Raw genomic sequence first — 14,405 nt, 5'->3', positions numbered from 1 at the left:
GTTCCGCTATGGTCCGGCGGACAAAAACATGGGGAATGGCATGGCAAGGGTTCTGGCAGGTTTAGCAGCGGCAGGCTCGGGGGCGTTACTGCTGGGGGCGCTGGCATTTCAATATATTGGCGGCCTCGCACCCTGCCATCTGTGCATGTACCAGCGTTATCCGCATGTCGTGGCGGTCGTCATCGGAATTGTCGTTCTCGCATTGCCGAAACGCGCCCTCATGTATCTGGGGGCGCTCGCCCCCCTGGTCAGCGCAGCCGTAGGCATCTTCCATACGGGGGTAGAGCGTAAATGGTGGGCAGGCCCGGCAAATTGCACAGGGTCTTCCAGCAGCCTTAGCGGCATGTCCGGCGGGGATCTGCTCTCGCTTGATACGCCGGTGAACCTTGTGATGTGCGATCAGGTCGCCTGGTCACTGGGGGGCTTGTCGATGGCGTCCTGGAACGCCATCGCATCTGTCATTCTGGTCGCAATCTGGATTGCCGCAGCCAGATCACCCCAAAAGCCGCGCATGCTCCTGTAAAGCATAACGGTCGGTCATGCCCGCTACGTAATCGGCTACGTGGCGGGCATATTGCACATCGTCATTTTCCGGCAGGCCTTGGCGCCACTCATCCGGTAGCAGCGCAGGCTTTGCCATAAATGCGCGGAACAGCCCGTCCACAGCTTCGGTCACCCTTGCCCGTTCGATCATGACCGAAGGGGCGCGGTACATCCGGTTGAACAGGAACGACCGGATCGCCTTCAGATCCTGATACATCGGCTTGGAAAAACGGATGACCGTCTGCTCCATTGCGCGAATTTCCTCGACCGATTTCGGCTGCGCCGCATCCAGCCGGATCTGTGCCACATGGATCACATCCTCCACCAAGGCACCGAATACGCGGCGAAGGGCCTCGTGGCGGCGACGTGTCGGATCAAGGTTGGGATAAAGCTTGTCGACCGCGGCAAATGCCGGGCCGGTAATGGGCAGTTCCATCAGGTCATTTTCGTCGAACAACCCGGACCGGAGCCCGTCATGCAAATCATGATGTGAATAGGCAACGTCATCCGCGATCGCCGCAACCTGCGCTTCGGCACTTGCAAAGGTATGCAGCTCCAGATCCCATTCCGCATTGGCCTCTGCCAGCGCATAGGGCAGCTCTCCGGTTACGGGACCGTTATGCTTTGCGATCCCCTCCAGCGATTCCCACGTCAGGTTCAACCCGTCGAATTCGGCATAATGCCGCTCCAACCGCGTCACGATCCGCAGCGCCTGCGCATTATGGTCAAACCCGCCATAATCCGCCATCAGCCGCTCCATCGCGTCCTCGCCTGTATGGCCGAACGGGGTATGCCCCAGATCATGGGCCAGCGCGATCGCCTCGGCCAGGTCGGTATTCAATCCCAGCACACCGGATATCGTGCGCGCCACCTGCGCCACTTCCAGCGTATGGGTCAGACGGGTGCGATAATAATCGCCCTCATGCTCCACAAAGACCTGCGTCTTGTGCTTCAGCCGGCGGAATGCAGAGGAGTGGATGATACGGTCACGATCCCGCTGAAAGGGCGACCGGAAGGAAGACAGATCTTCACCATAAAGACGCCCGCGCGATTCTGCGGGCTGGCAGGCATAAGGGGCCAACATGTTTTCGCCTGTTCTTGTTCGTCGTTTTACGGCATCCTATATGGGAAATATGAATTAAATGACATGGGGTATCGCAATGGAACTAAACCTTCCACCACGCGTGACCGACCGCGCTTTTGCCCGTTTGGCCGAAATTGCTGAAGATAGCGGAACCCCGCGCGCCCTGCGCGTTGCGGTAGAAGGCGGCGGCTGCTCCGGTTTTCAGTACGACATCAAGCTGGACGACGCCACCGACGACGATCTGATTCTGGAGAAGGACGGTCAGAAGGTGCTGGTGGATAGCGTCTCCCTGCCATTCCTTGCCAATGCCGTCATCGATTATTCCGAAGAGTTGATCGGCGCACGCTTTGTCATCCAGAATCCCAATGCTGCATCGTCCTGCGGCTGCGGCATCAGCTTTGCGATGTAACGAATGAAGATTGCCACATTCAACATCAATGGCGTCAAGGCGCGGATCGAAGCGCTATTGACGTGGCTTGATGAAGCAAAGCCGGACGTTGCCCTGCTGCAGGAAATCAAATCGGTCGATAAGGGGTTTCCCCGCGAACTGATTGAGGAAAAGGGCTACCGTGTCGAAACGCATGGCCAGAAAAGCTTCAATGGCGTTGCAATCCTGTCGCGCCTGCCGCTGGAAGATGTGACACGCGGCCTGCCCGGTGATGATACCGATGAACAGGCGCGCTGGATTGAGGCGACCGTTATCGGAGACCAGGGTGCCGTGCGCGTTTGCGGCCTGTATCTGCCCAATGGCAACCCTGCCCCCGGCCCCAAATACGATTACAAGCTGGCGTGGATGGCGCGTATGGAGGCGCGGGTTCGTGACATTCTCGCAACCGAAGAACCTGCGGTCTTTGCCGGTGATTACAACGTCATCCCGCAACCCGAAGACGCCGCAAAACCCGATGCATGGCGCGATGACGCGCTGTTCCTGCCGCAAACCCGCGCCGCATTTCGCCGGATTGTGAATTTGGGCCTGACTGAGGCTTTTCGGGCTCGCAACCAGATGGCCGGGCAGTATTCGTTCTGGGATTATCAGGCAAATTCATGGGGCCGAAACAACGGCATTCGCATCGACCACCTGCTGCTGACACCCCAAGCCGCCGACCTGATGCTGGATGTTCAGATCGACCGCGAGGTTCGTGGCCGGGAAAAACCCTCGGATCACGTGCCTGTCTGGATCGAGCTTGCCGCCTGAACCGGATCATAGCGATAAAGCCAATCGTATTTTTTCAGCGGCAGCTGGGGCGCAACCCGATCTGCCGCTGCCATTGCAGCCTGCATGATACGGCGCTTCAGCCCTTCTGCATGATATGTGTCCGCATTTGATGCAGCTGCGGCTACGATGCGGCGGCAGCGGGTCTGGCGCGCTGCCTGATATTCGCGCAGGGCAATATCCTGGGGCATCCGGTCAAGGCAATCAGCCAATATCCACGCATCCTCCAGTGCCATATTTGCACCTTGGGCCATGAAGGGAAGCGTGGGATGCGCCGCATCCCCCACCAGACACATTCCTTGCCCGTACCAATGTGTGGCTACGGGATGCAGAAACAGCCCCCAGACCCATGGACGCTCTACCTGTGCCAGCCAGCTCCGGACTGAGGGACCGAAAGTTGCAAAAGCGCGCTGCAAATCATCGCTCTCGTCGCGTGAAGACCAGCTTTCCTCGGCCCAGACTGTCCGCTCTTCGACCGCGACGATGTTGCGCAGCTGCCCCCCGCGGAGTGGATAGCTGACAAGATGCCGCTTTGGCCCCATATGAACCTGTGCAACCGGGTTGTCTGTATCGCCTGAAATCACGGCCCGCCACGCGACATGCCCACTGAACTGCGGCGCCGTGATGCCGTTCAGGGCATGGCGGATCTGCGAATGAACCCCGTCCGCCCCGATCAGAAGACCACCAGCGGCCAGTTCCGGCCCGCCGCGCTGGCCCAATCTGATCGTTACGCCCGCCTCGCGGGCGCCGTCGGCCAGCAGCCCGATCAGATCGGCACGGTGCAGCATGTGCCAATCACGATTTCCCAAGGGCATGCGCAGAATTCTACGGCCGCTTGGGCCGTCATGCAGCTCCACAGCCTGCCCCTGAACGGATATGGAATGCGGGTCCAGCCCGAGGGCGGCCAGAACGCGCGCGCCATTGGGCCCGATCTGCAGGCCTGCGCCGATATCCGTCAGCGCAGGCGCTTGTTCGTAAACCTGCACATCCCAGCCACGCAGCGCCAATGCACGCGCCGTGGCAAGGCCGGCGATCCCCGCACCAAGGATGATCGCCTTGTGCATGGGATCAGTCCTCGCGGTGAACCCGCTCGCGACGCTCGTGCTTTTCCTGAGCCTCAAGGGTCATTGTCGCAATCGGACGGGCATCCAGACGGCGCAGCGAAATCGGCTCACCCGTAACGTCGCAATATCCGTATTCACCATTTTCGATCCGGCGCAGGGCCGCGTCGATCTTGGATACCAGTTTGCGTTGACGATCCCGGGTGCGCAATTCCAGCGCGCGGTCGGTTTCCTCGCTGGCGCGATCCGCAATGTCCGGAACGTTCCGGCCCGATTCCTGCAGGCCTTCGATCGTCTCGGCACTTTGCGACAGAAGTTCGGATTTCCAGCTCAGCAGCTTGCGGCGGAAATATTCCAGCTGCCGGGCATTCATGAAGGGTTCCGACTCGGCGGGGCGATAGTCGTCTTCTAGAAAGTTCTCTGCTCTCATGTCTGCTTTTCCGCAGGCCGTGGCCCATAGGACTGGGGAGGTGGGCCCGGCACTCCCTTTCTCGCGTTCAAATACCTCTTTGAACCTGTCTTGTCACTATAAGACCACACGTCAACGCCACAATCTCAGGTAGACTGCGTCCCCCTGCCCGCAGGTGGCACCAAATGGGGTGGCAAGATTGCGATCATATCACGTTTCGGCCCCTTGGCGCGCCCGCGCTTCCATGATTATCGTCGCCCTACGGACCGGCATGTCGCCCTTACCCGTCTTCTCCGCCCAAGGGTGCCCATATGCGTCTCCGCCCCCTCCTGATTCCCGTTGTATTGTGTCTTGGAGTTGCCGCCTGCGCACCCGCGCCGCAACCTGCCCGGCCGACACCGCAAGTTCCGCCCCTGACCGACCGTCTGCCCCCCATGAAGCAGTTCGGCACTCCGAATCCCCTTGCCGCCCGCCGCAGCAATGATGAGATGTCGCGTGATTTTCTGGACCTGTCCTTCATGATGGAAAATGGCGAGGCCCTGCCCGTCATGAGCCGCTTTGAAGGCCCGATCACGGTTGCGATCCGCGGCCCCTCGCCGCCAACCGCGGAACATGATCTTGACCGCGTGATCAGGCGGTTGCGGAACGAGGCAAAGCTGGACATCAGCCGCACCACTCGCGACACGGCCTCTGTCGCGGTAGAGTTTGTGCCCGTTTCCCAGCTGCGCGAAGTGGCCCCGACGGCTGCGTGCTTCGTTGTGCCCCGCGTTACGTCCTTTGCCGATTATCGCGCCCACCTGCGTGGACCGGAGCCGGACTGGACAACCCTGACGCAGCGCAAGAATGTGGCCGTGTTCATCCCCGCCGATGAAAGTCCGCAAGAGATCCGTGATTGCCTGAACGAGGAACTGGCGCAGGCCGTGGGTCCGCTGAACGATCTGTACCGTATTCCCGATACGGTCTTCAACGATGACAACTTCCACAACATCCTGACGGGCTTCGACATGCTGATGCTGCGCGCCTATTATGCACCCGAGCTGCATAGCGGCACGACGCGCGAACAGGCCGCAGCAATCGTGCCAACCCTCCTGCAACGGTATAATCCCAAGGGGTCCTATTCGGCAGCCCTGCCCGATCCCGAAACCCCGCGCGCATGGATCAGGGCGATCGAGACATCCTTTGGCCCCGGCACCGCTGACAGCCGTCGCATCACTGCAGCCAAACATGCCCTGCAGATCGCCACCAAGAACGGCTGGACCGATACGCGCATGGGCTTCAGCCAGTTCGCGGTGGCCCGGCTCAGCCTTGATGGCGATGTCGGCCAGGCGCTTGACGCCTATCTGAATGCGGCTCGGATCTTCAGAACCCTGCCCGATGCAGACATCCATGCGTCGCATGTCGATATGCAAATGGCGGCCTTTGCCTTGTCATCCGGTCAGGCGGATGCGGCACTCATGTTGACGGACGTAGCCATTCCTGCCGCACGCAAATCCGAAAATGCCAGCCTGCTGGCGACACTTCTGATGATCCGCTCCGAAGCATTGCGTCTCAGCGGTGATAAATCGGGGGCTGCTGCAGCCCGTCGTGAAAGCCTTGGCTGGGGCCGTTATGGCTATAAGAATGATGCTGAATTGCGCAGCCGCTTGGCCGAAGTTCAGGCCCTGTCACCGGATCGGGGGCTTTAGGCGGTAACAGCCTTGGCCAGACGCGGCAACCGTGCGCGCTTCCACAGGGCGCGTGCGGATACGGGGGCGGCGGCCATCTCTTCCGCGCGCGCGTGCACCCGGGTAAGCACGGAATTCACTTTGTCAGGATGGTGGGACCAGATTTCCCATAGAAAACCATCGGGGTCACGGCGTTCCACCCCTTCGGCCCGCAGGGTATGCTGAGGAAAATCCGACGCATTCAATGTGACGATCACATCCGCACTGCCGCCAATTGCGGTTGCCAATACATGGATGTCATCCGGATCCGGCAGATGAAGGCGCGCCTCCAGCCCCGTCTGCAATCTGACGCGTGCAGCCGGAAATTGCGCGTTCATTGCAACTGCAACCGCCCGCGCCTCATCTTCGGAGCCGTGGCGGCGGGCGGCACGTGCCCATTCCTCAAGTATGCGGTCCGACCACAACGGTGCATAAAGCCCCGCTGCGGCCACCCCCAGCAGAACATCCCGCATGACAGGCGGAAAGATCACGCAGGTATCGAGGACTGCCCTCAACCGTCCAACCGGAAGAACAGCGCCTTGAGGTAGCCCCCCTCGGCCAACTGCGGCAGAACCGGGTGGTCCGCACCCGCAAAACCGGTGTGGATCAACTGCGCACGACGACCGCCGCGCCCGATCCCACGTGCACTGGCATTGCGAAACGCCGAAAGATCCGCCGCATGAGAGCAGGAGCACAAGACAAGGTAACCACCCGGCGCAACCAGCGGAGCTGCCAGACGGGCGACACGCTCGTATGCGCGCAGCCCGGCCTCCAGTGCAGGCTTGGCCGGGGCAAATGCCGGAGGGTCGCAGATCACCAGATCGAATTGCGCCGCTTCGGTGTTCAGCTCTTCCAGCACGGCAAAGGCATCGCCCTGCCGCGTGGTAAAGCGATCCCCCGCGCCGCCTGCCTCTGCACCGGCCTCGGCCAATGCCAAAGCAGCGGCCGAGGCATCGACCGCCAATGTGCTTTGGGCACCAGCAGCCAGTGCTGCAAGTCCGAATCCGCCGACATGTGTGAAAACATCCAGAACACGAGCATCCCTGGCCAGACGTGACGCAAAGGCGTGGTTCGGACGCTGGTCATAGAACAGGCCGGTTTTCTGTCCGCCTGTCAGATCAGCCATATACGTGGCGCCGTTCATCATGACAGGAACCGGACCATCAAGGTTACCGCGCAGAAGCACCGTTTCCTCGCCCAGCCCTTCAAGAGTACGGGAACGACCCGAGGCATTTTTGACAATTGCTGTAACGCCGGTCACATTCGCAAGTGCCGTGGCAAGCATATCGAGATGCGTTTCCGCCCAAGCGGCGTTCGGCTGGATTACGGCCGCATCGCCGAACCGGTCGATCACGATGCCCGGCAGCCCGTCCGCTTCGGCGTGGACAAGGCGGTAGAACGGAGTTTCGAACAAACGGGCGCGCATTGAAAGCGCACGCTCCAGCCGCGCCTCAAACCATGCAGCATCGATCTGCGCTTCCGGATCGCGATCCAGCATCCGCGCGATGATCTTGGATTTGGTGTTCACAGTCACCAGACCCATTGGGCGGCGATCCGCATCTTCCAGCACCGCAAGCGCACCGGGGGCCAGGGCCTGTGTGCGCCTGTCTGTTACCAACTCATCGGCATATACCCACGGAAAGCCATGGCGGATTGCACGTGCTTCGGCTTTCGGCTTCAGGCGTACGGTGGGACGGGTGTGTGATGCTTCGCTCATCCCCGCGCATTACCGCTTCGAAGGGGTTTTGGGAAGCCCCTCAGGCAGAAACAGGGCGCGTCGGCATGTTGCGGATACGGCCAAGCATACGGAAGAAGCTTTTTCCCAGTTTGCGCAGGTAGGCTGCACGGTCGGCTTCGGCTTGACGCAGGATGCGGGTATAGTCTTCGTGTGTCATGTTCTGTCCTATCAACAAGTGTTGTTATTGCTGTCGAGAACGAAGTTATGGCCTTTGCCGGGGGATGAGCAGGTATTTAACGCGAAACCCCGCCATGCATTTCGCGCAACGCTCTTTAATCTGATGAATGTTATCGCTACCATCATGGCAATCGTCGCGTCCGGCACCATCTAGGACGCATAATCCAGAGGTGGAGGTGGCCCGACCCATGAAACTCAATAGCACAATCGCCCGCGTAACCGATCGTATCCGCGAACGTTCCGCACCAACGCGCAGCGCCTATCTGGCCCGCATGGCCGAGGCGGCAGGCAACGGCCCGAACCGCGCACATCTTACCTGTGGCAACCAGGCGCATGCCTATGCCGCCATGGGGGATGACAAGGATGCGCTTGCCGAAGGACGTGCCCCCAATATCGGCATCGTCACGGCATATAACGACATGCTCTCGGCGCACCGCGTCTACGAGAATTACCCCGAACATATCCGCGAGGTGGCCCGCAAGGTCGGCGCCACGGCACAGGTGGCTGGCGGAGTCCCCGCGATGTGTGACGGGGTGACCCAGGGGCAGACCGGGATGGAGCTTTCGCTTTTCTCCCGTGATGTCATCGCATTGGCCGCAGGCGTTGCCATGTCGCACAATGTCTTCGATACCTCGTTGTATCTTGGCATCTGCGACAAGATCGTTCCGGGGCTGATCATTGCTGCTTCTACCTTCGGGCATATTCCCGCAGTTTTCGTACCGGGCGGCCCGATGACCTCGGGCCTGCCGAATGATGAAAAGGCAAAGGTCCGCACCCGTTTTGCCGCCGGTGAAATCGGGCGGGACGAACTGATGGCCGCTGAAATGGCCTCCTACCACGGTCCGGGGACCTGCACGTTCTACGGGACGGCCAATACCAACCAGATGCTGATGGAATTCATGGGCTTGCACCTGCCCGGTTCCAGCTTTGTCAACCCGCATACCCCCCTGCGCGATGCCCTGACTGCGGCGGCTGTTGAACGCGCCGTTTCGATCACCGCGCTCGGCAACAGCTATACCCCGGTTTCGGAAATTCTGGACGAACGTGCCTATGTCAACGGGCTTGTCGGCCTTATGGCCACGGGCGGCTCCACGAACCTTGTCCTGCACCTTCCGGCAATGGCTCGTGCCTCGGGCGTGATTCTCGACCTTCAGGACTTCGAGGATATTTCCAATTCCGTGCCGATGATGGCCAAGGTCTATCCGAACGGTCTGGCAGACGTGAACCATTTCCACGCCGCCGGCGGTCTGGGTTACATGATCGGCCAGCTTCTGGACAACGGCCTGCTGCACCCGGATGTGAAAACAGTAATGGGCGACGGGCTTGCCCCCTACCGTGACGAGCCGAAGCTGATCAATGGCGAGCTGACATGGGTCGAAGGCCCGAAGGACAGCTCCAACGACCGCATCCTGCGCCCCGCCAGTGACCCGTTCCAGAACACAGGCGGCCTCAAGCAGCTGAACGGCAATCTGGGCCGCGGCGTGATGAAGGTGTCCGCCGTTTCTCCCGAGCGGCATATGGTCGAGGCCAAGGCCCGCGTGTTCAAGGATCAGCTGGACGTTCGTACGGCATTCAAGAACAACGAGTTCACTGAGGATACGATCGTCGTGGTCCGTTTCCAGGGGCCAAGCGCTAACGGGATGCCCGAACTGCACTCGCTGACGCCGATCCTCTCGGTGCTTCAGGATCGCGGGTTGAAAGTGGCGCTGGTCACGGATGGCCGGATGTCCGGCGCGTCGGGCAAGGTGCCGTCCGCGATCCACGTCTCGCCCGAAGCGGCGCAGGGTGGACCGTTGGCTCGTGTCCGAGATGGTGACCGTTTGCGCGTAGATGCGGTTGCAGGCACGCTCGATGTACTGGAAGATGGGTTCGACGCCCGCACGCCGGTTACCGAAGATCTTACGGCAAACCGTTTTGGTCTGGGGCGTGAATTGTTCGAAAACTTCCGCCAGTCGGTCGGCAATGCGACCGAAGGTGCCGCCGTCGTCATTTGAAAGAGGATATCATGACTCCTGCCGAACAAAGCGCACGCAGCGCTGAAATCTGCCGCAAGGCCCCCGTCATTCCCGTTCTGGTGGTGGAGAACGTGGACCATGCGCGCCCGCTGGCCGAGGCGCTGGTCGCAGGCGGCACGCCCGCGCTGGAGGTGACATTGCGCACCCCCGCCGCTTTGGACGTGATCCGTGCGATGGCAGATGTCGAAGGCGGCATTGTCGGTGCCGGCACACTGCTGACCCCGGCCGATGTCAAAGCGGCTGTAAAGGCGGGCGCTACTTTCGGCGTTTCGCCGGGCGCAAGCGACCGTGTCATCGGTGCCTGTGAAGACGAAGGTTTGCCATTGCTGCCGGGCGCCGTGACGGCATCCGAAGTCATGGCCTTGCTGGAGCGTGGCTACACTACTGCCAAGTTCTTTCCGGCGGAAAGCTCGGGTGGTGCAGCGGCCCTCAAAGGGATCGGCGCCCCTATTCCGCAGGTAAGTTTCTGCCCGACAGGCGGGATCACCGTCGCCTCGGCAAAAACCTATCTGAGCTTGCCGAACGTCTTGTGCGTGGGCGGAAGCTGGCTGGCCCCGAAGGCTATGGTAGAAGCAGGCGATTGGGCAGGCATCACCGCCCTCGCCCGTGAGGCATGTTCACTCCGCGCTTAAAGAGCGGCTGACAACGCCCTGTTCGGCAAGTATTTTATCGAACAGGGCATCTACGTTTGCGGCATGTACCGCCAGAATATCGGGAATATCCATATCTCCCGTTTCCCGCGCCAGAAACGCCCGGCCTCCGGCTGCCAGTCTGGAAACATCCGCCGGCTTTATCCCCAGAAGATTGAAGGCCATCAGGACGGTCCGTCCAAAATGAAACGCCTTTTCCGCCATGTCCGCCTCGGCACTGTTCAGCAAACCGGCGCGCAATTGTTCTGGGATCGCCCGAGCAGACGAGCCTGCCCGCAGCGCACAGAATTCGGCAAGCAACTCCAGATCTTTCAACTGCCCCGCACCATCCCGAGGATCGAACGGCCCTGATTTCGGTTTGGCCTCGGCCAATCTGCGACGCATGTCCGCAAGATCCCCAGCGGCACGCGGATCCTGCCCGCAGTCACGCAGAATGGAGCAACGCAGATCCTCCACCTCGCGGCATAATTCCAGCGCGCCGGTCAACACTTCCGCACGGGTCAGGGCAAGGTGCTCCCACGTCCAGGCTTCGGTGCGCTGGTACTGGGAAAAGGCTGCGAGCGATGTAGCCAATGGCCCCTGACGGCCCGAGGGGCGAAGGCGCATATCGGCCTCGTACAGGTTGCCCTGTGCGGTGTGAACGGTCAGCGCCGTCAGTAAAGCCTGCGTCAGCCTTGCATAATAGATGCGGGATTCCAGCGGTTTGCCCCCGGAGCTTTGTGCAATGCCCGCCTCGTCATAGATCACCAGCAGGTCGAGGTCTGACCGCGCATGCAGTCGTCCCGCACCAAGGCTGCCCATTCCAACGACAACAGCCCCCCTGCCGGGCGGCTCGCCATGCCTTTGGGCAAAATTACGAACCACCGCCGGCCATAGCGCCACCACAACCGCGCGGGCCAGTCGCGCATAGGCCTGCCCTGCCTCATCCGCCGTCATCAGGCCGCGCAGATGATGAACGCCGATCCGGAAATGCCGCTCTTTCATCCAGCGGCGTGTCTGGTCAAGCTGCTCTTCATAGTCCCCGGCCTGATCCAGAACCGCACCCAGGCTTTGCGTCAATTGCCGGACATCGGGGAGCGGTTCGAAAAAGCTGCCGCCCAGAACCGCGTCCAGCACCGACGAATGGCGTGACAGATAGGCGGCAAGATCAGGCGCCACCGATGCGATTTCTACAATCAGGTCGACCAATGGCGGATTGGCCTCGAACAGTGAAAATATCTGAACGCCGGCAGGCAGGCCGCGCATGAACCCGTCCAGGGCCAGCAATGTGGCGTCCGCATCCCCCGCCTCCTGTATCCGCGCCAGAAGCTGTGGGCGAAGACGATCAAAGATACGGCGCGCCCGTACCGAGCGTAGGGCGGGATAGGACGGCCAGCGTGCAACGATCCCTTGTGCACGTTCGGAAATTTCCGGCTCGGCCGGTGTTTCATTCGGGGCAAAAAATGTTTCCGTCTGAGCTGCCGTGCGTTTGAGGCGGTCCATCACGTCCGAACAGAATGCCTCTGCCTCCTGCCCGGCCAGATGGGCCACACGGGCCAATGCCTCTGGTTCGACCGGCATTTTATGGGTTTGCTGGTCACCGATCATCTGCAACCGGTGCTCCACCTCCCGATGGGCACGGTACAGGCATGTCAATTCAGCAGCCACATCGGCGGCAATCCACCCTGCGTCGGCCAGAGCAGCCACCCCGCCGACCGTGGTACGGTCCCGCAACCCCGGATCGCGGCCACCGGCGATCAACTGCAGGGTCTGCGTAAAGAACTCGATATCGCGAATTCCCCCGCGCCCCAGCTTCATATCATGCCCTGCAACCTGCAGCGGACCGTGCAAGGCCCGGTGGTCGCGAATACGCAGCCGCATGTCATACGTGTCTTCGATAGTTGCGAAATCGAGGTGTCGACGCCAGACAAAGGGTGAGATCGCCTTCAGAAACCGCTCCCCTACGGCAAGGTCCCCCGCGCAGGGTCGCGCCTTGATGAAGGCAGCGCGTTCCCATGTGCGTCCCTCGCTTTCGTAATAGCTCTCTGCAGCGGAGACCGACAGGCACACCGGTGTCACCGCAGCATCCGGGCGCAGGCGCAGGTCGGTCCGGAAAACATACCCCTCGTCCGTAATATCCGACAGGATCGCCGTCATCCGCCGTGTCACGCGGATGAACGCGGCCCGCGCCTCATGCGGGTCATCATAGCGCTGATCGTCAAACAGGCAGATCAGGTCGATATCCGACGAATAGTTCAGCTCTGCAGCGCCGGTCTTGCCCATTGCCAGAACGACCATTCCGCCCGCATCCGGCCCTTCGGGCAATCGCCCCCGCCGCATCTCGGCCTGCACGAGATGCCGCACGCAAAGATCGATGGCCCGATCCGAAAGATCCGTCAGCGCACCCGTCACCTTTTCCAGGGGCCATACACCAGCCAGATCGGCCAGCCCTGTCAGCAGCGCCACACGCCGCTTCATCCCCCGCAGCAACGATGGCAGCGCAGCGACATCCCCATCCCGCGCCAATTCGGTCGCCAGCGCGGCATCAGGATCGGCAAGGGCATCCGGCAGCCAGTCCCGCTCCTTGCGCATCAAATCGCGCAAATAAGGGCTGCAGCTTGCCGTATTTGCCAACAGATCGGGCAATTGGCCGGGCAGATGCGCCCATTCCCCCCGCACCTCCGCAGCAAGTCGGGCATCATGGATCAGTGGCAGGCGAACAGGCTGGAACTTTATCATGGCCTATTCTGGAAGGTTTCGAACTACGGGGCAATCCTCTGTGTCGATATGTAAATAACATTAACATCGCCCCTTGAAGTCAGGCCACCCAATCCCGAAATCAGTAATGTGAAAGATATTTACATTTTCGAACCTCGGGAGACAGACCCTATGAACCAATCGTCCGTTTCCGCCCCCGGCGGCATTCTAAACTTGCCGCGGCAAGCGCAGGACTGGCTCGATGCACGCGGCAAGGCCGCCTGGATCGCGGCCACCGTTCTTGCAACCATCTTCGCCTGGCCCGTGGGGCTGGCTCTTCTTGCCTATGTGATCTGGAGCAAACGCATGTTCAACCGTTCTTCCTGTGGCCGTCGCGCCGCATCCGCCTTCTCCACTACCAAGTCCAGCGGCAACAGTGCCTTCGACAGCTACAAGGAGGATACCCTGCGCCGCCTGCAAGAAGAGCAGACCGCATTCGAGGGCTTCCTTGAGCGCCTGCGTCAGGCAAAGGACAAACAGGAGTTCGACGCCTTCATGGAAGACCGTGCCCGCACCCGCGACACGGCCCCTAACGACGCCAACTGACCGACGGGCGGCCATGTGCCGCCCCCTTCAGCGGAGAGATTGATGACCGATACGACCCTCATGGATCATTTGCCAGACCCTGACCGACACGCCGAATTCTACGAAGGTGTGGCCAGCCGCCGCGCGTTCGCATGGCTGGTGGATGTGACCGTGATCTTTCTGATCACATTGGTCATCGTGCCCTTCACGGCCTTTGTCGCCTTGTTTTTCTATCCGCTGCTGTTCGTGACGGTCGGCTTCATCTACCGCTGGTGGACCTTGGCCCGATCATCGGCCACGCCGGGCATGCGACTGTTCGGGATCCATTTCCTGAACCGTCATGGTAACCGGTTTGATACGGGGGAGGCTCTGCTGCATGTGATCGGATACGCCCTGTCGATGACGACCTTGCTGGTCCAGCTTCTTTCGGTTGTTCTGATGCTGACAACCGCCCGCGGTCAGGGCCTGACCGATCTTGTTCTGGGCACCGTCGCCGTCAATCGGGCGGCCTGACAAGAAATTGTCGCAAAACGTCTTGGCGCAAAGGGGGT

15 protein-coding genes are annotated in these 14,405 nt (G+C 60.9%); 8 read left to right on the top strand and 7 right to left on the bottom strand.

Annotation, left to right across the window (positions count from 1 at the left end):
- Positions 1–40: 40 nt before the first annotated feature.
- The gene (locus TR36_RS07890; RefSeq protein ID WP_045390920.1) at positions 41–523 is read left to right on the top strand and encodes a disulfide bond formation protein B; all 483 of its coding nucleotides are present in this window, start codon (positions 41–43) and stop codon (positions 521–523) included.
- Here the strand turns inward: TR36_RS07890 and TR36_RS07885 are convergent.
- Positions 494–1,627: a deoxyguanosinetriphosphate triphosphohydrolase gene (locus TR36_RS07885; RefSeq protein ID WP_045390274.1), complete on the bottom strand. Its 1,134-nt coding sequence runs from the start codon at positions 1,625–1,627 to the stop codon at positions 494–496. The genes TR36_RS07890 and TR36_RS07885 overlap by 30 nt on opposite strands.
- A gap of 76 nt (positions 1,628–1,703) precedes the next feature.
- On the opposite strand from TR36_RS07885, the gene TR36_RS07880 reads away from it, so the two are divergent.
- Together TR36_RS07880 and xth are read left to right on the top strand one after the other, a co-directional pair.
- Positions 1,704–2,036 (top strand): iron-sulfur cluster assembly accessory protein, encoded by a 333-nt coding sequence (locus tag TR36_RS07880; protein ID WP_045390277.1) that lies wholly within the window; start codon positions 1,704–1,706, stop codon positions 2,034–2,036.
- A gap of 3 nt (positions 2,037–2,039) precedes the next feature.
- Positions 2,040–2,822, top strand: a complete 783-nt coding sequence (gene xth / locus TR36_RS07875) for an exodeoxyribonuclease III (protein ID WP_045390280.1) — start codon at positions 2,040–2,042, stop codon at positions 2,820–2,822.
- On the opposite strand, the gene TR36_RS07870 is transcribed toward xth, so the two are convergent.
- Both TR36_RS07870 and dksA read right to left on the bottom strand, forming a co-directional pair.
- On the bottom strand, positions 2,789–3,904 hold the full coding sequence (locus TR36_RS07870; protein WP_045390282.1) for an FAD-dependent oxidoreductase: 1,116 nt from the start codon (positions 3,902–3,904) through the stop codon (positions 2,789–2,791). The genes xth and TR36_RS07870 overlap by 34 nt on opposite strands.
- Positions 3,905–3,908: 4 nt before the next feature.
- The gene (gene dksA / locus TR36_RS07865) at positions 3,909–4,331 is read right to left on the bottom strand and encodes an RNA polymerase-binding protein DksA (RefSeq protein ID WP_045390284.1); all 423 of its coding nucleotides are present in this window, start codon (positions 4,329–4,331) and stop codon (positions 3,909–3,911) included.
- A gap of 290 nt (positions 4,332–4,621) precedes the next feature.
- Here dksA and TR36_RS07860 point away from each other — a divergent pair, with 290 nt between their 5' ends.
- On the top strand, positions 4,622–5,995 hold the full coding sequence (locus tag TR36_RS07860; RefSeq protein ID WP_045390286.1) for a DUF2927 domain-containing protein: 1,374 nt from the start codon (positions 4,622–4,624) through the stop codon (positions 5,993–5,995).
- Here the strand turns inward: TR36_RS07860 and TR36_RS07855 are convergent.
- Genes TR36_RS07855 through TR36_RS15755 form a run of 3 tightly spaced genes read right to left on the bottom strand, consistent with a single transcriptional unit; the run spans position 5,992 to position 7,908 of the window.
- Positions 5,992–6,528 carry an RSP_2648 family PIN domain-containing protein gene (locus TR36_RS07855; protein ID WP_045390288.1) on the bottom strand — a complete coding sequence of 179 codons (537 nt, stop codon included), beginning with the start codon at positions 6,526–6,528 and terminating at the stop codon, positions 5,992–5,994. The two genes, TR36_RS07860 and TR36_RS07855, sit on opposite strands and share 4 nt — an antisense overlap.
- Positions 6,525–7,730, bottom strand: coding sequence for an RSP_2647 family RNA methyltransferase (locus TR36_RS07850; protein WP_045390290.1), 1,206 nt, complete (start codon positions 7,728–7,730; stop codon positions 6,525–6,527). The genes TR36_RS07855 and TR36_RS07850 overlap by 4 nt, the downstream gene beginning before the upstream one ends.
- 40 nt (positions 7,731–7,770) lie before the next feature.
- The gene (locus TR36_RS15755) at positions 7,771–7,908 is read right to left on the bottom strand and encodes a hypothetical protein (protein ID WP_192841331.1); all 138 of its coding nucleotides are present in this window, start codon (positions 7,906–7,908) and stop codon (positions 7,771–7,773) included.
- Positions 7,909–8,116: 208 nt separating this feature from the next.
- Between TR36_RS15755 and edd the strand changes: the two genes are divergently transcribed.
- A complete protein-coding gene (gene edd / locus TR36_RS07845; protein ID WP_045390292.1) occupies positions 8,117–9,922 on the top strand; it encodes a phosphogluconate dehydratase in 1,806 nt (601 codons plus the stop codon).
- Positions 9,923–9,933: 11 nt separating this feature from the next.
- Positions 9,934–10,575 (top strand): bifunctional 4-hydroxy-2-oxoglutarate aldolase/2-dehydro-3-deoxy-phosphogluconate aldolase, encoded by a 642-nt coding sequence (gene eda / locus TR36_RS07840; RefSeq protein WP_045390296.1) that lies wholly within the window; start codon positions 9,934–9,936, stop codon positions 10,573–10,575.
- Here the strand turns inward: eda and TR36_RS07835 are convergent.
- Positions 10,561–13,311 (bottom strand): glutamine-synthetase adenylyltransferase, encoded by a 2,751-nt coding sequence (locus tag TR36_RS07835; RefSeq protein WP_062762954.1) that lies wholly within the window; start codon positions 13,309–13,311, stop codon positions 10,561–10,563. The genes eda and TR36_RS07835 overlap by 15 nt on opposite strands.
- Positions 13,312–13,461: 150 nt before the next feature.
- Between TR36_RS07835 and TR36_RS07830 the strand changes: the two genes are divergently transcribed.
- Positions 13,462–13,875: a DUF2852 domain-containing protein gene (locus tag TR36_RS07830; protein WP_045390300.1), complete on the top strand. Its 414-nt coding sequence runs from the start codon at positions 13,462–13,464 to the stop codon at positions 13,873–13,875.
- Between the two features lie 42 nt (positions 13,876–13,917).
- A complete protein-coding gene (locus TR36_RS07825) occupies positions 13,918–14,367 on the top strand; it encodes an RDD family protein (protein ID WP_237763538.1) in 450 nt (149 codons plus the stop codon).
- The last annotated feature ends 38 nt before the right edge of the window (positions 14,368–14,405 follow it).

The organism is Falsirhodobacter sp. alg1 (genome assembly GCF_000739715.2).
Classification (GTDB): Bacteria; Pseudomonadota; Alphaproteobacteria; order Rhodobacterales; family Rhodobacteraceae; genus Falsirhodobacter.
Note: the sequence above shows the minus strand (reverse complement) of the source record. Positions and strands in the feature narration are given on the sequence as shown.